This is a genomic window from Ignavibacteriota bacterium, assembly GCA_019637995.1.
GTDB lineage: Bacteria > Bacteroidota > Ignavibacteria > Kapaibacteriales > UBA2268 > JANJTB01.
Window position 1 is genome coordinate 1,312,511 of the sequence record JAHBUQ010000001.1, and the last position, 20,269, is coordinate 1,332,779.

Annotated in this window: 17 protein-coding genes and 1 pseudogene; 7 read left to right on the forward strand and 11 right to left on the reverse strand. The window is 35.6% G+C overall.

The annotated features are described in order from the left end of the window. Window positions 1-2: 2 nt before the first annotated feature. The gene (locus KF896_05120) at window positions 3-1,502 is read right to left on the reverse strand and encodes an acetyl-CoA carboxylase biotin carboxylase subunit (protein MBX3043079.1); all 1,500 of its coding nucleotides are present in this window, start codon (window positions 1,500-1,502) and stop codon (window positions 3-5) included. Between the two features lie 303 nt (window positions 1,503-1,805). On the opposite strand from KF896_05120, the gene KF896_05125 reads away from it, so the two are divergent. The 4 genes from KF896_05125 to KF896_05140 all read left to right on the forward strand — a co-directional run bounded on the left by KF896_05125 (window position 1,806) and on the right by KF896_05140 (window position 6,712). Beyond that, window positions 1,806-3,041: a threonine ammonia-lyase gene (locus KF896_05125; GenBank protein MBX3043080.1), complete on the forward strand. Its 1,236-nt coding sequence runs from the start codon at window positions 1,806-1,808 to the stop codon at window positions 3,039-3,041. A 123-nt stretch (window positions 3,042-3,164) separates the two neighbouring features. Continuing rightward, window positions 3,165-4,355: a DUF3883 domain-containing protein gene (locus KF896_05130; protein ID MBX3043081.1), complete on the forward strand. Its 1,191-nt coding sequence runs from the start codon at window positions 3,165-3,167 to the stop codon at window positions 4,353-4,355. A gap of 178 nt (window positions 4,356-4,533) precedes the next feature. After that, window positions 4,534-5,916 carry an ADP-ribosylglycohydrolase family protein gene (locus KF896_05135; protein MBX3043082.1) on the forward strand — a complete coding sequence of 461 codons (1,383 nt, stop codon included), beginning with the start codon at window positions 4,534-4,536 and terminating at the stop codon, window positions 5,914-5,916. 259 nt (window positions 5,917-6,175) lie between these two features. Then, window positions 6,176-6,712 carry an SRPBCC family protein gene (locus tag KF896_05140; GenBank protein MBX3043083.1) on the forward strand — a complete coding sequence of 179 codons (537 nt, stop codon included), beginning with the start codon at window positions 6,176-6,178 and terminating at the stop codon, window positions 6,710-6,712. Window positions 6,713-6,715: 3 nt separating this feature from the next. Here KF896_05140 and KF896_05145 read toward each other — a convergent pair whose 3' ends face one another. The 7 genes and pseudogenes from KF896_05145 to groES all read right to left on the reverse strand — a co-directional run bounded on the left by KF896_05145 (window position 6,716) and on the right by groES (window position 12,854). Beyond that, complete coding sequence (locus KF896_05145) at window positions 6,716-8,053, reverse strand: ABC transporter permease (protein ID MBX3043084.1); 1,338 nt, start codon at window positions 8,051-8,053, stop codon at window positions 6,716-6,718. Continuing rightward, complete coding sequence (locus tag KF896_05150) at window positions 8,050-9,318, reverse strand: HlyD family efflux transporter periplasmic adaptor subunit (protein MBX3043085.1); 1,269 nt, start codon at window positions 9,316-9,318, stop codon at window positions 8,050-8,052. Before KF896_05150 ends, KF896_05145 begins: the two co-directional genes overlap by 4 nt. A gap of 291 nt (window positions 9,319-9,609) precedes the next feature. Continuing rightward, window positions 9,610-9,789, reverse strand: a complete 180-nt coding sequence (locus KF896_05155; protein MBX3043086.1) for a hypothetical protein — start codon at window positions 9,787-9,789, stop codon at window positions 9,610-9,612. A gap of 264 nt (window positions 9,790-10,053) precedes the next feature. Further along, a complete protein-coding gene (locus tag KF896_05160; protein ID MBX3043087.1) occupies window positions 10,054-10,374 on the reverse strand; it encodes a nucleotidyltransferase domain-containing protein in 321 nt (106 codons plus the stop codon). After that, window positions 10,325-10,720 (reverse strand): annotated as a pseudogene (locus KF896_05165) (HEPN domain-containing protein). The gene KF896_05160 and the pseudogene KF896_05165 overlap by 50 nt, the downstream one beginning before the upstream one ends. A 170-nt stretch (window positions 10,721-10,890) precedes the next feature. After that, window positions 10,891-12,528, reverse strand: a complete 1,638-nt coding sequence (groL, locus tag KF896_05170; protein MBX3043088.1) for a chaperonin GroEL — start codon at window positions 12,526-12,528, stop codon at window positions 10,891-10,893. A 38-nt stretch (window positions 12,529-12,566) separates the two neighbouring features. Continuing rightward, window positions 12,567-12,854, reverse strand: coding sequence for a co-chaperone GroES (gene groES, locus KF896_05175; GenBank protein ID MBX3043089.1), 288 nt, complete (start codon window positions 12,852-12,854; stop codon window positions 12,567-12,569). A 393-nt stretch (window positions 12,855-13,247) separates the two neighbouring features. Between groES and KF896_05180 the strand changes: the two genes are divergently transcribed. Then, window positions 13,248-14,390 (forward strand): acyl-CoA dehydrogenase family protein, encoded by a 1,143-nt coding sequence (locus KF896_05180; GenBank protein ID MBX3043090.1) that lies wholly within the window; start codon window positions 13,248-13,250, stop codon window positions 14,388-14,390. 135 nt (window positions 14,391-14,525) lie between these two features. Further along, on the forward strand, window positions 14,526-14,840 hold the full coding sequence (locus KF896_05185) for a hypothetical protein (protein ID MBX3043091.1): 315 nt from the start codon (window positions 14,526-14,528) through the stop codon (window positions 14,838-14,840). Between the two features lie 821 nt (window positions 14,841-15,661). On the opposite strand, the gene KF896_05190 is transcribed toward KF896_05185, so the two are convergent. The 3 genes from KF896_05190 to hslV all read right to left on the reverse strand — a co-directional run bounded on the left by KF896_05190 (window position 15,662) and on the right by hslV (window position 18,973). Then, a complete protein-coding gene (locus tag KF896_05190) occupies window positions 15,662-16,708 on the reverse strand; it encodes a hypothetical protein (GenBank protein ID MBX3043092.1) in 1,047 nt (348 codons plus the stop codon). Between the two features lie 288 nt (window positions 16,709-16,996). Then, window positions 16,997-18,403, reverse strand: coding sequence for an ATP-dependent protease ATPase subunit HslU (hslU, locus tag KF896_05195; GenBank protein MBX3043093.1), 1,407 nt, complete (start codon window positions 18,401-18,403; stop codon window positions 16,997-16,999). 18 nt (window positions 18,404-18,421) lie between these two features. Next, window positions 18,422-18,973: an ATP-dependent protease subunit HslV gene (hslV, locus tag KF896_05200; protein ID MBX3043094.1), complete on the reverse strand. Its 552-nt coding sequence runs from the start codon at window positions 18,971-18,973 to the stop codon at window positions 18,422-18,424. A 127-nt stretch (window positions 18,974-19,100) separates the two neighbouring features. Between hslV and tgt the strand changes: the two genes are divergently transcribed. After that, complete coding sequence (gene tgt / locus KF896_05205; protein ID MBX3043095.1) at window positions 19,101-20,234, forward strand: tRNA guanosine(34) transglycosylase Tgt; 1,134 nt, start codon at window positions 19,101-19,103, stop codon at window positions 20,232-20,234. The last annotated feature ends 35 nt before the right edge of the window (window positions 20,235-20,269 follow it).

The window sequence follows — 20,269 nt, forward strand, 5'->3', positions numbered from 1 at the left end:
CCCTAAACCAATCTTCTTAATAATAAATTTTTCTCTTTCCATTTGCTGACCTGTGGCTGACTTTTGGCAGGTTTTTGTGCATTTTGTGTCATTCTGAGGCCATAAGCAGCTATTGCAGCAATGATTTCCTTATGCTCGGATTTCATTTTTTCAAGTGTTTTAAAATCAAATGAATGTTCGATAAATCCAGTATCAAACCAACCGTATCTAAATTCAGGGTGCTGCATAACCGCAAGCAAGAATGGTATTACAGTTTTGACACCTTTAATTCTATAGTTTCTTAATGCCATTTCCATACGGCTGATAGCTTCAATTCTGTCCTTTCCGTAAGTGATTAATTTTGATAGCATTGGGTCGAAGTGAATCGTAACTTCCGAACCGGCTTCCACTCCGCTATCAACGCGGACACCATAACCAGCAGGCTGGCGATGGTAGTTTATTACTCCTGTATCGGGCATAAAATTATTAAATGGGTCTTCTGCATAAATTCGGCATTCAATAGCATGCCCGCTGATTTTCACATCTTCCTGTGAAAAACTTAACGGCTCGCCCCATGATATTTTAATCTGCTCTTTTACAAGATTTATTCCGGTAACCATTTCAGTAACGGGATGTTCAACCTGCAAACGTGTATTCATTTCAAGGAAATAGAAATTTTTATTCTTATCAAGCAGAAATTCAATTGTTCCTGCATTGTGATAATTACATGCTTTTGCTGCGTTTACAGCCACCAGTCCCATAGCTGCTCTTAAATCCTCATCAAGCACGGCTGAAGGCGCCTCCTCAATGACTTTCTGGTGCCGTCTTTGTATTGAGCAGTCCCTTTCACCAAGATAAACATAATTTCCATGTTCATCAGCAAGTACTTGAATTTCTATATGCTTGGGGCTTTCGATATATTTTTCGAGATATACTGCATCATCACCAAATGCTTTTAGAGCTTCCCTTTGGGCAGCAAGGAATGACGGCTCAAGCTCACTTGATTCAAATACCTTTCTCATACCCTTTCCACCACCACCTGCTGATGCTTTCAAAAGTACCGGATAGCCGAGTTCAGACGCAATTTCTTTTGCACGCTCAATATCCGTAATTTTTTCTTTTGTGCCGGGTACAACCGGAACACCGGCATCAATCATAATTTCACGTGCTTTGGTTTTACTGCCCATCATTTCGATTGATTCAGCAAGTGGACCGATAAATTTAATCCCTGCTTCAGTTACAGCTCTTGCAAATTCTGCTCTTTCAGATAAAAATCCGTAACCCGGGTGAATAGCTTCAGCACAGCTTTTCTTCGCAACATTGATAATCTGCTCAATGTCGAGATATGCAGATTTTGGGCTGTCTCCACTAAGACGATATGCGTAATCGGCATAATGAACAAATAACGCTTCTTTATCAACTTCGTGATAAACTGCAATTGTCTCAATTCCCATCTCACGGGCTGAACGCATTACTCTGACTGCAATTTCGCCCCTGTTAGCAACAAGTATTCTTTTAAACATAAGTTATCAAACCATCTTCATATTTATATTGTTTCATTAGTCGAAGTATTAAAAATATTATTTGAAATTTTGCTCTTTTTCTTAAAGTTTGGTGTTCAATAAATTTCATTATATTCATATTACCGAATTTGAAAGTATTAAGTAAGGTAAACGTCTAAATAATGAAATTATAAGATAATCAAATGTTATTAACTAACATTAGGATTCTTATATGTTAGTTTGTAGCATTTAAACTAAAATATAAATATTTTTTTGTTACTTTTACATTTTTATAAAACACTATTATAGAAACTGAAAAATCAAATGAAAACTATAGTATCAAATGAAAATTTACCACAATTGCCTGATATTTTTAAGGCGCAGGGTGAGCTTAGAAATGTAGTGAAATGTACCCCAATGGAAATCAGCACCTCTTTTTCTCAAATGTCAGGTGCTGATGTATATTTGAAACTTGAGAATCTACAGAAAACAGGTTCTTTTAAAGTTCGCGGTGCATATTACAAAATATCCAAACTAAATGACGATGAACGTGCTAAGGGTGTTTTGTGTGCCTCAGCCGGCAATCATGCTCAAGGGGTTGCTTATGCGGCAAATCAATTGAAAGTTAAAAGTAAAGTTTTTATGCCAATTTTTGCACCTCCGTTAAAAGTTATTGCTACAAGGGCTTACGGTGCAGATATTGAGCTTGTTGGAAATACTTTTGACGATGCGTTTTCAGCAGCTATGGACTATGCAGAAAGCAGCGGTGCGACTTTTGTACATCCATTCAATGACCCTAACATAATTGCTGGTACCGGAACTATCGGGCTTGAGATTTTCGAACAGCTTCGGGAGGTAGAATATGTATTTGTTCCCATTGGTGGAGGCGGTTTAATATCAGGTATTGCAATAGCACTCAAAAATTTGAACCCAAATATTAAAATTATCGGCGTTGAGGCGGCAGGTGCTGCAAGTATGAAGACTTCTATTGAAAGTGGCGAAATAGTTCCCCTAAAATCTGTCAATACTATTGCTGATGGAATTGCTGTAAAATCATGCGGAAATTTGAATTTTGAAGCAGCAAAGAAGTATGTTGATGATTTTGTGGTAGTTGATGATTCTGAAATTGCCCGTACTGCATATTTATTGCTACAAAGAGCTAAAATATTGGCTGAACCTGCCGGAGTTGCCGCAATGGCTGCTGTACTTTATAAGAAAATTGACATAAAAGGTAAATTAGTCGTTCCTGTGATAAGTGGCGGCAATATCAATATGAGTATTTTGGAACAGATACTTGATAAAGGTGCAATGGATGAGGGATTTCGTGCCAGAATTGAGGTTCTCGTTCAAGACCAGGCGGGTATGTTGAAAATGATTTTGGAAATACTTGATAAAGTCAGAGCAAATGTTAACGATATTATTCACGAAAGAACTACGACAAGTGTACCAATCGGGTATGTGAAAGTAATCATAACTTTCAACTTGCAGGATTTATCACAGCTAACAATTATAACAGACGAACTTAACGCAAATTGTCTGAATTTCAAAGTCTTGAAGTGATAATTATTGATAAATTATTTCTTTGTTTTTAATTTATTGACATTCCTTATTTTTGTAATAAATTTATTGAGAGTTCGTAGATAAATGAGTTACCTGCAACCGTAAATCGACAACTGCATAAAAATGAATAGACAGATTTTAAGACAATATATTGACGAATACAAAATTGGCTTTGCACGTGTAAATCAACAAGAAATTTACAAGTGGAAAGCCGTGAAATGTTTCCAAGACAATTGGAACATAGAAGCAACAAATTTTCTTGAAGTGCTTTCTCAATCAATTCGTCTTACTCAAAACTTATTAAAATCAGGACAGTATTTTCCTTTGCGAATGTTAGTACATTACGCAACACAAAGACCAGAAGAACTAAGGCAGTTGTTTAGAAATTTATATGACGAAGAAAACGACATATATCAAAGAATTAATGACTTTCAAAACGGAACAGAAACAATAAACAACAGTTTGTTTCCGGGCAAGAATACATATCAAGACCACAGAGCAATTATTGTTTATTTGACACTTCGCTATCCTGAACGATATTTCTTCTATAAATTTGAAATGTTTAAACAGTTTTCCGAAAGACTTGAATTGACTTACAGACCAACAAAAGGACGAATTGAAAACATTGGACATTTCAATAGTTTATGTGAAATAGTAAAGTATGAGCTATCCAATGACCAAGAACTTTTACAACTACACAAAGACAGAATAACAGCAGATTGTTATAACGACATCAGCCTAAACATACTGACACAAGATTTTATTTATGCTGTTGCACGACACTTAAACCAACAGACACCAGTTCCTGTAGCTTCAACTTTCCAAACTGCAAACGAAGTTTCTGCAACTAATCTTTCCACTTCAACAGACCAATTGACGTTTAGAGGCAGGACAGTAAATTTCATTCAAAACAACATTGACAATAAACGAATAGGAGACTTAGGCGAACTTTGGGTTTTGAAATACGAAATAGAGAAATTAAGGCAAAGTGGACTACATAAATTGGTTGACAAAATCAAACATACAGCAAAAGACGAAGGAGACGGGACGGGTTACGACATCGAATCATATGACGGAAATGGACAAAAAATTTACATTGAAGTCAAGACAACAAAAGGTGGAAAAAATTCAACATTTTACATCACAAGAACTGAACTTGAAAGAAGTAAAATAGAGAAAGAAAATTTCTATTTGTATAGACTTTATAACTTTAACGAAGATAACGACACGGCAGAAATTTTGATAATTAAAGGCGACTTGACAAACTTGTGCGAGTTTCCGACAACATATAAAATTATCTTGACAAATGACTAAAACGGCAGCTGGTAACAGGCGTTTGGCTCCATGGCGGGTGACGTGGTTAATTGAACATTCTACCTCGCATCAACTTTTGTAGTGCATTGACAGTTTTGTGCTTCAAAATCCCCCACTGCGGCAAGTGGCAAACTGTTAGTGGCAAGCAAATCTTACAAACCGTATAAGTGAAATACAGATGATTGAATTAGAAAAACTTCAAGAACATTTAAGGACATTAACAACAAATGACTGGAATAGACTTTTTTCGTTATTGCCAGAAATTGAAACAACAAAAAAGTTTGGTGAAGTCAAAGGTGGCGAAGAACTTGAAAACGGTTCTTTTACTTTTCCTTATTGGAGTTCATTTGAAATAGTTGACAAAGTATTTAACTTAATCCACGAATTAGGTATTGTTCCTATTTTTGATTGGACAAGTTGGGCTGATGGAAAATCTATCCTTAATGACCAAGATTTTAATTACTCAAATCTTGATACAATTACATTGTGCAAACTTCTTACAACAATAGTCAGAGCAGATGGATTTAATGATGGATTTTTTGTTTTGAACTTTGAAAATGGAGTTATCCCAAAAATCATCAAAGCCATAAAACAAAATGAAATCAAAAGTTTTAAAATCACTTTACCACAAATAAAATCTGCACTTTTTGGAGTTGCAGTAGGCGATGCTTTGGGTGTTCCTGTTGAATTCAATAGCCGACAATCAATTAAAAAAAATCCTGTAACAGATATGATTGGTTACGGAACATACAATTTACCAGCAGGAACTTGGTCGGATGACAGCTCGCTAACGTTTTGCCTTTCCGAAGCATTGACACAAGACTTTGACCTAAACACAATCGGACAAAATTTTGTAAAGTGGTATCAACACAATTTTTGGACACCAAGAGGAAATGTATTTGACATTGGTATTGCCACACGGCAAGCAATTTCAAGACTTGCACAAGGCGAAAAACCAGAATTTGCAGGCGGTTTTGACGAAACCGACAATGGTAACGGTTCACTAATGCGAATTTTACCGTTGCTTTTCTATATTCAAGACAAATCAATAAAAGAACGCTACGAAATAACAAAACAAGTCTCATCAATTACTCACGGACACATTCGTTCGGTAATTGCTTGCTTCTACTATCTTGAATTTGCAAAGCAAATTTTGGCTGGTAAAGACAAATTTGAAATTTACGTAAACTTGCAAACTGAAATTCCAAATCACTTGACAAGTCGCGAAATCAATCCGACAGAAATTGCAAAGTTTGACAGATTGCTAAAAGGTGACATTTCCAAACTTGACGAAGATGAAATTCAAAGTAGTGGTTACGTTTTGCATACACTTGAAGCAAGTATTTGGTGTTTGCTGACAACAGACAATTGCAAAAATGCTGTTTTGAAGGCAGTCAATCTTGGCAGCGACACAGACACAACAGGTGCTGTAACAGGCGGACTTGCAGGACTTCTTTATGGACTTGATAACATTCCTGAAAAATGGTTACAACAATTAGCAAAATATAGTGAAATTGAAAACTTGGCGAAACGAATTAACGACAAAATTGCCAGCCTCTAACAGCGTGTATTTGACAATATGGCGGTTCAGTGCTCCGCATCAACATTTGTGGTTAATCAAAGTTTTGTTCTCCGCATCAACATTTGTGGTAGAAATCGCCACTTTCACCAAGCGAAAGCAAATTCTCTGAACAAAGAAATATTGAATTAATCTTACAAAGAGTATTTTACATGTATGAAGAAAAATATTTTCTGCTTTTATGAAATATATTAATGAAATTTCGTTATTAAATTTATTTTAAAAACATTTCGGAGGCAAAGTGAAATACGTTAAAGCCATTTTGTTAATAATAGTTTCTATGTTAATATTATTCCTTGTTGTAGGAATATTTATGCCCGATAAATATGAAATTGAAAGGTCCATCATCATAGATTGTCCGGCTGAAGTTGTTTTTTGGCAGGCAGCTGATTTAGAGAATTTCAACAAATGGAATACTTGGTACGAGGAAGAACCTTCAGCATATTTTCCAATTTCAGGACAGCCCGGCGAGGGTCAGTCTTCCGAATGGAAAGGCGATATCGTTGGAAGTGGCAAACTTACAAATACATCTGTCAAGGAATTTTCAAGGATTGAGCAGGAGCTTGTCTTTACTGAGCCATTCGCTTCTGAAGTTTTTACCTGGTATGATTTGAAAGAAATAAACGGTAAGACCGAAATCAGCTGGGGTGCATCCGGAAACTTGTCTTATCCAATTGAGAGATATATGAAAGTAATGATTGAATCAGGTCTCAATAAGTCATTCAATCAGGGACTAGCAAATCTCAAAAAACATTGCGAAGAGATTTGTAAGCAATAATGATTACTCATATCTCAGTAGTTCGATAGTATCCTGCATTGATGCTCGTCTTGCCGGAGTAATTCCAAATATTAACCCAACAGAAATTGAAACTACAAACGATAGTATAACTGAAAATGGTGATACTATCGTTTTTATATCAGTCAGAAGTTCAATTACAACTCCTGCAGAAACTCCAAGAATAATTCCGATAATACCGCCACTTACTGATATTGCCACAGCTTCGCTCAGGAACTGTAACATAATATCAGCTCTTTTAGCGCCAACTGCTTTACGGATACCAATTTCCTTTGTTCTCTCAAGCACGGATGCAAGCATAATATTCATAATTCCAATGCCACCGACAATAAGTGAAATTGATGCAATTGCACCAAGAACAATATTGAAAATACGTTTGGTAGACTGTTCCTGCTCGAGCAGAAGTTCGGGGACTACAATCTCGAAGTCCTTTACTGTATTGTGCCTTCTATCGAGCAAACGACGAATTATTTCAACTGCCGGCTGAACTTCTTCACTGCTTCGGAATGCAACTGTCAGCTTATCAATTTGATGATAATTTTCATCTGTAGGTTGATTTCTGCCACGCCTCTGCAGGTCTGCTTTTGTAACAAGAGAGCGGTTATTGAATCTCATCAGCATCGTAGAAATAGGAATATAGACATCCAAATTATAATCCCTTATTCCGAGATTCTGAATATTATCTTTAGAGATGTTTTTCTCGTTAATTTCACCAATAACAGTAAGCCACTGCTCGCCGCATTTAATTATCTGACCAATCGGATTATCAGTCGGAAACAGCCTTTTGCTGATTCCACTTCCAATTATGCAAACATTTTCAGATTTCTCAAAGCTGAAACTATTAAAATTAGTTCCGGAAGTAATCGAGAAATTGTTAATTACGAAGTAATCGCTATTGACTCCAACTAAATTTACATCCCTCTTTTTGCCCTCTCTCATAGCCGTAACTTCGATAACAATTTCCGGTGCTATATGGCTGATGCCGGGAATAATTTTCTTAAGAGACTGCATATCCAATAAATTCAATCCAGGTGAAAACCTGTTACTGGTTGACTTCTGGTCAGAGTTAGCTTCATCATTTTCTTCCTCTTTTTGAATTTCAGCCATTCTTTTACTGTCAAGAGGTTTTATGATAATGTTATTCGTTCCCAGAAGTTTCATTTTTTCGAGAATTTCTTGTTCTGCCCCACTGCCAATTGCAAGCATTGAAATGACAGAAGCCACTCCAAAAATAATACCAAGCGATGTCAGAACAGATCGCACTTTATTTTGGAGAATTGCTTCAGCAGCAATTTTTAGATTATATCCAAGACTTGCAATCATTTTTCCTCTGACTTGAGTCTAGATAATTTATAATCATCTGGGTTGCCTTCCGGAGATGAGAGCATAATATTATCGTTTTGTGAAATTCCTTTCATAATTATTACTTCATTATCATTCATCTCACCTATTTCTACTTCCTGCCTGAATATTGTAGCGCCGTCTTTTTTAAAGACATAGTATGTCTTCTTTTCATCTTTGTCAAATACATGAAGACATTCCAAAGGAATAAATAAAACGTCAGCTACTGTTGAAATAAGTATTTCATTTCCTGTGGTCATTGAAGGAAGAAGTGTTGTATCCTTTTCATTAACAGAAATTATCACCTCAAATACTTTTGCGTTTGAGCCACGCTTTTGCTCCCCGATATTTGCGACTTTTTCAACAATACCTGAGATTTTCTTTTCGGGATTTGCATCAAGGCTAATTTTAACTGTCTGTCCTGCTTTTATTTTCTGAATATCAATTTCATTTACATAAGTAACAGATTCCATTGATGTTAAATCAGGCAGAGTAGCTACAATAGGATACCAAGCATCAATAGTTGAACCAACAACTTTTCGCCTGCCGTCCCATTCACGGGCATAAATGACCATACCTTCGGCAGGTGCCATTATATTAAACATATCAAGGGTTTCCATATACAAAGCAAGTCTTTGCTGCTCTTTCATCATATCAGTAAGAATTATATTAATCTTTGTGATTGACTGCTGTACTTTTGTTTCATAATTTTTTTTCGACTGAGCAAAACTCCGCATTGTGCGCTCGTAGTCAAGCTCTACTTGTCTTATAACAGACGGTGCTTCATACATTGATTGCTCCATCTGAAGTTTCTTTTCCTGAAGGTTAAAATCTATATTTTCGAGTTCATCTCTTGCTTGCGATAGTGCAAGTGTACTGTCAAGTTTTGCCTGAGTAAGTTGTGATTCAAATTTTTGAATATTAAGCTGAATTTCCTTTACTTCACGCATAATTTCTGTTTTATCAAGCTCAGCAACGAAATCTCCTTCTTTGACAATAGTACCTTCATCTACAATTTTAGTAATTTTCATTTGCCAAATACCAAGTGCCCTTGCATTATTCGGACCCCGAACATCAATACTGTTCTTGGCTCTTAGCTCACCTGTATTATTGACAACAGAGCGAAATTCTCCATAGGTCGGATTAACTGTTATAAATGTACTTTTGTCATCACCTGAGAAAAAATAATAAACTAACGCTGCGACAACAATTAAAACTACTGAAATTACTATTATTTTGATTTTCATAAACTAATTCGATATTTTCACTAATTATGAATGTAAAATTAATAAATTTTGTTTAATAATAGAAATTATAATTTATAAAAGTCAGAATTTGTGCTAATAAATATAGCTTTTTTTGTAATTTCGGTAATTAACGACTCGCTTCTCAATGATTAAGATACATTCTAATCCGGTAGTATATTTAAGTATCTGACTGATTAAGAAAATGAAAACCATAATTTATGAATGAAATGTAGCGAGAGTATAAACATTTTCACGTGCTTTATACTCATTTGTAAATGATGATGGGTTTTGTTATTCAGTTTGGAATGAAGTTGAAATATTACAACCGGACATCATAAAAGTAAATCGAAAATTGAAAATACACAATATTTTTTTATAAACTTTCAATCTCAGATTTGCGAATACATCTGAATTTTCTATCATTTCACCATTTTGAATTGCAGATTCGGAATGTTTTATCAAAGTCAACATATTCATAGTATCATTAATTTATTGATATGATTCAATATCAAGCAGAACGCAACGTGGCTTATCATCTTCACTTATTTATAGCGGTTTATTGATATTAGCCAGTAAAGATAATAGCTGGGTGGTAGTTAAATTATTACTTGAAATAGTTCTTAATTCAGAAATTTGTGTCATAATGGCAACTCGATTTATTAAACTTTAGCTATAGACGAAGTAAAATTTTAAATAATTTCAAAAAAAAATCCCCGCCTCTTTCAAAGCAGGGATTTAATTCACTTCTATACCATATTTTTGTATTTCACCCAAAAATCCTGAGAAATCATTTTTGTTTTCAATCAACACCGGCTCGATTCTAATATCTATCTGTCTTCGCAATTTCCAAAGAATCGGAGTGGTTTTAAAGAAATCATCATCTAATTGATTTACAACAATTGCAACATCTATATCACTATCTTGAGTATAATTACCCTTAGCATAAGACCCAAATAAATAAACCTTGTCAAAATCAATTTCTTCTTTTAGTAAATTTTTGTATCTTCTAACTAATTCTATAACTTCGTTTAATCCATGTTTGGAGTTCCCTGGTATTGTTGATTAAATCATTACATTTATCTTCATTTAGATTTTTTAGTATTCTATCTTTATGGATTGGGTAACGGGATTCAATATTAAGTGGCTCTAAAATATCAATAAAATTTATAAATTCCGCACTAAGGATATCATAAAAATCTCCTTTTTTTGCGATGTTTGATAAACTATGAATGAAAGGAGGGGTTTCATTTTTCAGCTTAAAATAAAGTGCTTTGAAAATTTTTTCAATAACTTAATGACACATAAAACCAACTTATATATATCTCTTGCTAATTAGCATAGCATTAGCAGTATCTAAATCATAAACCGATAGTTCAATCCAATATAAAACTTTTTCATTCATATTTGTATTACAGAAAATATATGAAATTTATTGTAATTTATGTTAATAGTTAAATTCAAAAATAGTTGATTAATCAGATTCGACCAAATAATTTCAAAAAAAAATCCCCACCTCTTTCAAAGCAGGGATTTAAAATAATTGTCAATTGCAAATTATCAATTGTCAATTGATTAGTACATTCCGTCCATTCCGCCCATACCACCCGGCATTGGAGGCATTGGTGATTCTTTCTGTGGAGCTTCAACGATTGTACATTCAGTTGTAAGGAGTAAACCAGCAACTGAAGCGGCATTTTCAAGAGCTACACGACTAACCTTAGTCGGGTCAATAACACCCATTTCGTATAAATTGCCATACTCACCGGTTGAGGCATTATATCCGTAAGCACCTTCACCGGCTTTGATTTCATTTACAATAACTGAAGCTTCTTCACCGGCGTTAGTAACGATTTGGCGAATTGGTTCTTCAATAGCGCGGCGAATAATCGCAACACCTGTTTTCTGGTCTTCGTTGATTGTGTTTAATGAATCGAGTTTAGTTAAAGCACGTAGGTAAGCTACACCGCCACCAGGTACGATACCTTCTTCTACAGCAGCGCGTGTGGCATGAAGAGCATCTTCTACACGTGCTTTTTTCTCTTTCATTTCTACTTCTGTAGAAGCACCGATTTTAAGAACAGCAACACCACCGCTTAATTTAGCAAGACGTTCCTGTAATTTTTCGCGGTCGTAATCACTTGTAGTTTTTTCCATCTGAACGCGGATTTCGTTTACGCGTTTCTTGATATCATCACTTGAGCCGGCACCTTCAACAACAGTAGTATTATCTTTGTCAATAATAATAGTTTTAGCACTGCCGAGATATGAAACCTGAGCTTGGTCAAGTTTGAAGCCCTTTTCTTCGCTGATTACAGTACCACCGGTCAATACTGCGATATCTTCGAGCATTGCTTTTCTGCGGTCGCCAAAGCCCGGAGCTTTAACTGCTGCAATACGTAATGTACCGCGTAATTTGTTTACAACTAAAGTTGCAAGTGCTTCGCCTTCCAAATCTTCAGCAATGATAAGCAATGAACGTCCGTGCTGAGAAACTTTTTCCAAAATTGGAAGAAGTTCTTTGATAGCAGAAATTTTCTTATCATAGATTAAGATATAGGGATCTTCTAATTTTGCTTCCATTGAATCAGCATCAGTGATGAAGTAAGGTGATAAATAACCGCGGTCGAACTGCATACCTTCTACTGTTTCCATAGAAGTTTCAGTACCTTTAGCTTCTTCAACTGTAATTACGCCGTCTTTACCGACTTTTTCCATTGCTTCTGCAATAAGTTCGCCGATAGTAGAGTCGTTATTAGCTGAAATTGTTCCAACCTGAGCGATTTCTTTTTTGCCTTCAACTTCACGGCTGATTTCTTTCAAACCTGCTGTGATTGAAGCAACTGCAAGGTCAATACCGCGTTTGAGGTCCATTGGATTTGCACCCGCTGTAACATTCTTTAAGCCTTCACGGTAAATTGCCTGAGCAAGAACTGTAGCAGTTGTAGTACCGTCACCGGCAACATCTGAAGTCTTTGAAGCAACTTCGCGAACCATGTTAGCGCCCATATTCTCGATTGGGTCTGCTAATTCGATTTCTTTGGCAACTGTAACACCGTCTTTAGTAACGGTAGGAGCGCCGAATTTTTTGTCAATGATTACATTACGACCTTTTGGTCCAAGTGTAACTTTTACTGCATCTGCAAGCTGGTCAACACCTTTTTTGAGGGCTGAACGAGCTTCTACATCATAATTAATTAATTTAGCTGACATCTAAATAATCTCCTTTATATTTTAATTGGTTTACAAAATTAGTCAATAATCGCAAAAACATCACTTTCGCGCATGATGAGTAACTCATCACCGTCAACACTTACTTCAGTACCGGCATATTTGCCATAAAGTACTACATCGCCAACTTTAACCTGAAGCGGCGTGATTTTACCGTCTTCTGATACTTTGCCCTGACCAACAGCAAGAACTTCGCCCTGCATTGGTTTTTCTTTAGCGGTATCGGGAATGATAATTCCGCCTTTAGTAGTTTCTTCAGCCTGAGCTGCTTTAACGATAATGCGATCGTGCAATGGTTTTAAAGCCATGATAAATCTCCTTAAAATTTGTTAAAAAAGTTAACAAAAAAATGTATAAAATTAACTTAAAATTTATTTTTAGATTTCAATTTACAAAGAACCACTCAATGTTTCTCGGAAATAAGTTAGCACTCATTTGCATTGAGTGCTAATGCTATCACGAAACATATTTTTTATTATTGTGCAGGTACTTAAAAAAAAATTAAAAAGATAATGATTGAGATATGATTTGTATTACAAAACAATATTTTCCAATTAATAAAAATTTCTTATTCATATAAATGTCATAATTTTCATATTTAACTTTATTTTTTTAATACTTAGAGAAAAAATGCTATTTTTGTTATTTTTATAAAGTAGTAATTAAAAATTATTTTTTTTTAAAACTTATATGGTGATTAAATGTTTGAATTAGTTTTTACAGAAGAGCAGAATATGCTCAGAGACATGGTTAAGGATTTCGTTAACAACGAACTTAAACCAATTGCGGCTCAAATAGATGAAAATGAAGAAATTCCCCGTGAAATAATTGACAAAATCGGAGAATTAGGTATCTTGGGTGCGGCATTCCCGATTGAATACGGTGGCTCAGGATTTGGCGAGGTCGGTTACTGTCTGATACAGGAAGAAATTGGCAGGGCTTGCTTATCAACTGCAACATTTATTGGGGCACATGTTTCGATTGGTACAAATTCAATTTATATGGGTGGAAGCGAGTTTATTAGGAATAAGTTCGTAGTTCCTCTGGCAACCGGAGAAAAAGTAGCTGCATTTGCATTAACTGAAGAACGTGCAGGCTCAGATGCATTCGACCTCAAAACCAGAGCAGAGCAAGACGGAGATGAATGGGTTATAAACGGAGAAAAATTATGGATTACAAATGGTCCTTTTGCCGATATTTTCTCGGTATTTGCTCGTACATCCCGTGGAATTACAGGTTTTGTCGTTGAAAAAGGCGCAGAGGGCTTTTCTGCAGGAGCACCGGAAAAGAAAATGGGTATTCGTGGTAGCAAGACTTCATCTCTGACTTTTGATAATGTTCGGGTTCCTAATGAAAATATGCTTGGCACTGATGGCAGGGGATTTTTACTTGCTATGAAAACTCTTGATGCCGGAAGACTTGGTCTTGGAGCTGCTTGTCTCGGGGCTTGCAAAGAACTTTTGGAAATGTCCACTAAATATGCAAAAGAGCGCAAGCAATTCGGTGAGCCAATTGCAAATTTCCAGGCAATACAATTTATGATTGCAGAAATGACTACTCTAATTTACACTGCCGAATCACTTGTTTACCGTACTGCAGTCCTTTACGACAAGCATGAAATGCTCTCACGCCAAAGTGCAATGGTTAAATTATACTGCTCCGAAGCCCTTGACAAATGTGTTGATTATGCTATGCAAATTCATGGCGGTATGGGATTTTCGCGAGAATTACCTATTGAAAGGTTCTATCGTGACGCTCGTATAAACAGGATTTTTGAAGGAACAAGTGAAATTCAAAAGCTCGTAATAGCAAGAGATATTATCAAGCGAAATGGTATTGTTTAAGAGTACTTTTGAAATAGCTTGAATTATTAAATTGAATTGGTTTGCTCAAAAAAAATTATCTAAATAGTTTATTTTATCTGAGCGTTGTTGAAATGTCCTTTCAGACATTCTTCGACTTCGCTCAGGATAAACTTAGTGAAGCATTCGGGGCGTTTCAATAAATTCTTTTTTGCAGAACTCCGAAAGGTATTTGCAGAACTCCGAATGGTATTTGCAGAACTCCGAAAGGTTTTTGCAGAACTCCGAATGGTATTTACAGTACTCCGAATGGTTTTTGCAGAACTCCGAATGGTTTTTGCAGAACTCCGAATGGTTTTTGCAGAACTCCGAAAGGTTTTTGCAGAACTCCGAAAGGTTTTTGCAGAACTCCGAAAGGTTTTTGCAGAACTCCGAATGGTTTTTGCAGAACTCCGAATGAGTTTCGCAGAAAAAAATTGTAATTCTAACTAAAATACTACACATTTTGACCTAATCGAAACTCTTTCAACCGAAATCTGAACATAATTCATTAGGGAAATAATTTCTTTCAATTATAAAAATATATATTTCGAGCAGAAAGAAACTATTATTTAGTATTTCAAAACATATTCTGAATAAAATCTTAATCAAATCTAAGAAATAGCAAGACAAATTTTCAGGGTTCGGAGTTAGGGTTTCGGAAAAGCAACGTAGTTGTGTACCATTAATAGCAAATGGTATCGGTGCTGGGGGTTAGGACTTTGAAATAACAACGTAGTTGTGTACCATTAATAGCAAATGTTATCGGTGCTGGGGGTTAGGGCTTTGAAATAACAACGTAGTTGTGTACTATTAATAGCAAATGTTCTTGAAACGTTCCTATTTTTCTTTTAACTCTGAAAAAGTTGCATGTTTATAGAAAATATATTGCGGATAACTATGCGACCTCTTCGAGGTCGAATTGACGCCCTAAAAATTATTCTATAAACATCTGACCTCTTCGAGGTCAAATTGATACCCTAAACTTTATTTCTATAAACATCTTACTGCTAATAAGAATACTGCGAGGAAAATTATTATCTTTTTCATGTGCGTTTCTCCTATATTTTCTGTACTTTGTAAGTTAATGTATTGCTTCCCATTTGTAAACGTAGCATGTAGGTTTGTGGTGGTAGAGCTTCTATATTGATTTGTAGTAGTGGAGTATGGGGTATAATTCCATTCAGTATAACTCTTCCACTCAAATCAGTCAACTGCCATTGGCCATTGTAATATTTTTCATCAATATCAAGATTGATTGAGTTGATAGTGGGTTAGGGGTAGATGACCGGAATAATTGGATTTGGTTCATCGTCAACACTTACAACGTTCCAATCGAATTTGTAACCTTCAAATGAACCTGCAACATAGAGTGAATCATCAAGATAAAAAGGACCTGGTATATTTGAAAGTACAAAATCCAGTTTCTTATCATTAACAATATCATAAAATCTCTTATCATTGGAGGGAACCAAAGAATAAATAAAGTAATTATCATTTTGATTCAACAAAAAATAAAATACTCCATTTTCAACATTTGACATTTTAATATTCTTCACCACCTCTCTTTTGTCTGGGTCATATATTCGTATGTAAGAGTATGGTTTGTCATCTTCGGGTAATTTTATATTTTCAGAGTACGCCATCAGATTACTTTTATTAAAGAACTGATAAACAAGGAAATTGTTAACAGGTAATGCCATTTTCATTATCAATTCCCTGGTCTGTCTGTCGTATAAAAGAAAGTTGTTTTGAACAGCATCAGATGTTCTCTTAAAATGAAAAGCGAGGTATCTGCCATCATTTGAAAATACAGAACCGGGAGCTATGCTGTAAGCAGGTTCATCAGGTGTATTCGGAATTTTGTAACTCTCCTTCAATTCATTGGAATATATATTCCAAAAATTTAATGTATGAGTCTGTCTGACAAATTCAACTCTTGTTGAATCATCAGGTGCTATATAGCCATCAGTATAACGTCTGAATTGTATATCTTCGATATATTCAAGTGTGAATCTATCATATACTTTGCAAACTTCATCCTGATTATTTGAAACAAAGAATCTTTTTCCGGAATTATCAAGGTAGATATATTCCGGCATTTTGACATTGAATAATGTCTGCCCATTACTCAAGTCAATCAGAACATTATTACCGTTTACAACAGCAAGTTTGCCTTTCTTACAAAGCCATTGAAATGATAAATTTTCATTACTTCTGTCCCAAATCTTCGTGAGCTGAGCAAAAGAATCAGCAGTAGATGCGGCAAATAGTATTGCCACAAGCGATAAGAGCAAAGCTCTTGTTTTTAGTTGTTTCATGATATTCATGCCAGATATTTGTTAAATAACTTTTACTAAAATAACATATTTTATAATACCTAAACACTTCAAATACAAAAAAAGTTACAAATAATTTGCTTACTATAAATAATTAGTATTTTTTACTTTTTGGGGTCATCAAGTGGGAAATTCGAATTTATTGTCGAACACAAAGAGGACAAATTCTGAGAGAAAATGACGTGTTAATCAACAAAGGGCAACAGCCCTTTGCAACAAACAAAAGGGGCGATTTCTCGCCCCTTTAAGAATTAATATTAAAATCTATATTTACAGGATGTATTTACTAAGGTCTGTATTTTGGACAATATCTTTCAGCACATCCCGGACTTTTTCATCATTGATGATGATATTAAATGATTCGATATCATCAGGAGCCTTGAACATAATTTCTTCCAGCAGAGTTGACATAATTGTATGCAATCTCCTCGCTCCGATATTTGTAACTTCATCATTGACTTTTGCGGCAAGTGAAGCGATTTCTTTGATTCCTGTTTCATCAAAATTAAGCTCAATTCCTTCAGTCAGGATTAAAGCCTGATACTGTTTAATGAGTGCATTTTCGGGTTGAGTAAGAATTCTCACGAAATCCTCTTCAGTAAGGCTTTTAAGCTCAACCCTGATAGGAAAACGCCCCTGAAGTTCAGGCACTAAGTCTGATGGCTTGGAAACATGAAAAGCACCGGAAGCAATAAAAAGCACATGATCAGTATTTACCATACCGTATTTGGTATTTACCGAGCATCCTTCAACAATCGGCAGTAAATCCCTCTGAACACCTTCACGGGAAACATCAGGACCTGAGCCGGCTCCACTTCTGGATGCAATCTTGTCAATTTCATCAATGAATATTATACCTGAATTTTCGGCACGACGGAGTGCATCCCGAACAACAGCTTCCATATCAATGAGCTTGTCTGCTTCTTCTTTTTCGATTAAGAGTCGGGCTTCAGATACTTTCATCTTGCGAGCTTTTCTTTTCTTAGGCATCATATTGCCAAAAATATCCTGAAGATTCATCCCGATTTCATCCATACCCATCGGACCAAGTACGTGAAGATTCGGAGTCTGGTCAACCATCACTTCCACTTCAATAATTCTTTCATCCATTACTCCATTTTTGAGCATTTGACGAAATTTTTCACGTGTTGCAGAATTTTCTTCAATTTCATCTTCGCTTGCATTATCAAATGATGGAGATTTTTTCACAGGTGGAATTAAAATATCCAGTATGCGATTTTCGGCTGCTATAATTGCATCTCCTTTCTTTGATTCGAGGTGCTCATCTTTTACAATACCTACAGATTTTTCAGCCAAATCTCTGACCATAGATTCTACATCGCGACCAACATAACCAACTTCAGTAAATTTTGTAGCTTCAACTTTTACAAAAGGAGCGTTTGCAAGTTTGGCAAGACGTCGTGCAATTTCAGTTTTACCGACACCTGTAGGACCAATCATTATAATATTATTCGGCATAATTTCATGTTTGATTTCGCTTTCTACATTCTGGCGCCTCCAGCGGTTTCTGAGAGCAATAGCAACTGCTTTTTTTGCTGCATCCTGACCAATAATGAATTTATCAAGCTCTGATACAATTTGTTTGGGTGTCAAATATGATTTTCTGAGTGCTAATTTTTCTTCGTTATCGATTTTGTTCTCTATTAAATTTTCCATATCCGTTATTCTCATTTTTTAATTATTATCAAGTGTTTCAATAGTTAAATGACCGTTAGTATAGATGCATATTTCAGCTGCAATTTTCAGTGATTCTTCGACAATCTGTTTTGGCTCGTATCCAGTGTGATTCATTAAAGCGCGAGCGGCAGACAGAGCAAAAGGACCACCTGAACCGATAGCAATTATATTGTCTTCAGGTTCGATTACATCACCTGTACCACTTATTAGAAATACATCCTTATTATTCATTACAGCCAGCATTGCTTCAAGCCTTCTAAGGTAGCGGTCGGTTCGCCAGTCTTTTGCAAGTTCGATTGAAGCACGCTGGAGGTTGCCACGGTTTGATTCAATTTTTTCTTCAAACCTTTGAATTAGTGTAAAAGCGTCGGCAGTAGCACCTGCAAAACCAGCAAGAATAGTATTATTATATAGCAAACGCACTTTCTTTGCATTATGCTTCAAAACAGTATTGCCGAAACTGACCTGCCCATCAGAGCCCATAGCAGCTTTACCGTCTTTAAGAATGCCAATTACAGTGGTTGCATGTATTTGATTTAATTCAGACATTGTTATCCATAAATTATAATTCCAAAAAGGTATTGACGATTAAATATACATAATTGTATAAATTTATAAATAAAGAACCATAAATAACGTTTAATCATATTTAGAATTATAATTGAAATTATGTTTAATGAACAACTTATACACTTTAGAAAAACAATCTGAAAAATCCAAAGCCCGTGCAGGATTTCTCAATACTGACCATGGTATAATACCAACGCCGATATTTATGCCGGTTGGTACTGCAGGCACAGTCAAAGCCATTATGCAAAAGGATTTAATAGAACTTGATGCAAAAATTATATTAGGAAATACTTATCATTTGTATTTACGACCCGGCGATAATGTCATAAATCATTTCGGTGGCTTACACAAATTTATTAATTGGGACAGAGTTATACTTACAGATAGCGGCGGCTACCAAATATTCTCACTTCAGGATATGCGCAAACTAACTAAAGAAGGAGCCGAATTTAAATCGCATATTGATGGCTCGAAGCATTTCTTTTCTCCTGAATCTGTAGTTGATATCCAGCTTAACTTGGGTTCAGATATTTTGATGGTTTTAGATGAGTGTGTGCCATACCCTGCTGATGAGAATTATACTGCTAAATCAATGGAACTTTCACTTGACTGGGCTAAACGCTCAAAAGTACATTTCGATTCTTCCGAGCCCCTTTACGGTCACAAACAGTTTCAGTTTGGAATTGGTCAGGGCGGAATGTACCCGAATTTAAGGAAAGAATATATTGAGAGAATGATTGATATTGATTTTGATGGAAATGCAATAGGCGGACTTTCTGTGGGTGAGCCTACTGAAGTTATGTACGACCTTACCGATTTATCTACTGATTTTCTGCCTAAGGATAAGCCAAGATACTTAATGGGTGTTGGCACTCCCGAAAACCTTCTGGAGTGTATTGAGCGTGGTATTGATATGTTCGATTGTGTGCTTCCAACCCGCAATGCGCGTAACGGGCAGTTATTTACTTCACGTGGAAAGATTAATTTGAAGAATTCTCAGTATAAATTATCTGATGAGCCAATTGATGAAAATATTGATTCTTATGCAAGCAGAAATTTCTCACTCGGATATCTGAGGCATCTTTTCATTTCGCAGGAAATTTTGGCTTTGCAGCTTGCTACTATGCATAATATTGCTTTCTATCTGAATCTTGTCAGAACTGCAAGACAAGAAATTATTAATGATCATTATGAATCATGGAAGAAAGAAGCACTTGAAATCATGAATCAACCTAAGTAAATTATTATAAATAAATTAACTAAATCTGGCAATAT

Coding starts and splice junctions, on each gene's coding strand:
- groES (MBX3043089.1), bottom strand. CDS start 12,854: ATGGCTTTAAAACCATTGCACGATCGCATTATCGTTAAAGCAGCTCAG.
- hslU (MBX3043093.1), bottom strand. CDS start 18,403: ATGGAAAATTTAATAGAGAACAAAATCGATAACGAAGAAAAATTAGCA.
- KF896_05180 (MBX3043090.1), top strand. CDS start 13,248: ATGTTTGAATTAGTTTTTACAGAAGAGCAGAATATGCTCAGAGACATG.
- groL (MBX3043088.1), bottom strand. CDS start 12,528: ATGTCAGCTAAATTAATTAATTATGATGTAGAAGCTCGTTCAGCCCTC.
- KF896_05155 (MBX3043086.1), bottom strand. CDS start 9,789: ATGTTGACTTTGATAAAACATTCCGAATCTGCAATTCAAAATGGTGAA.
- KF896_05120 (MBX3043079.1), bottom strand. CDS start 1,502: ATGTTTAAAAGAATACTTGTTGCTAACAGGGGCGAAATTGCAGTCAGA.
- KF896_05135 (MBX3043082.1), top strand. CDS start 4,534: ATGATTGAATTAGAAAAACTTCAAGAACATTTAAGGACATTAACAACA.
- tgt (MBX3043095.1), top strand. CDS start 19,101: ATGAACAACTTATACACTTTAGAAAAACAATCTGAAAAATCCAAAGCC.
- KF896_05190 (MBX3043092.1), bottom strand. CDS start 16,708: ATGAAACAACTAAAAACAAGAGCTTTGCTCTTATCGCTTGTGGCAATA.
- KF896_05130 (MBX3043081.1), top strand. CDS start 3,165: ATGAATAGACAGATTTTAAGACAATATATTGACGAATACAAAATTGGC.
- hslV (MBX3043094.1), bottom strand. CDS start 18,973: ATGTCTGAATTAAATCAAATACATGCAACCACTGTAATTGGCATTCTT.
- KF896_05150 (MBX3043085.1), bottom strand. CDS start 9,318: ATGAAAATCAAAATAATAGTAATTTCAGTAGTTTTAATTGTTGTCGCA.
- KF896_05125 (MBX3043080.1), top strand. CDS start 1,806: ATGAAAACTATAGTATCAAATGAAAATTTACCACAATTGCCTGATATT.
- KF896_05145 (MBX3043084.1), bottom strand. CDS start 8,053: ATGATTGCAAGTCTTGGATATAATCTAAAAATTGCTGCTGAAGCAATT.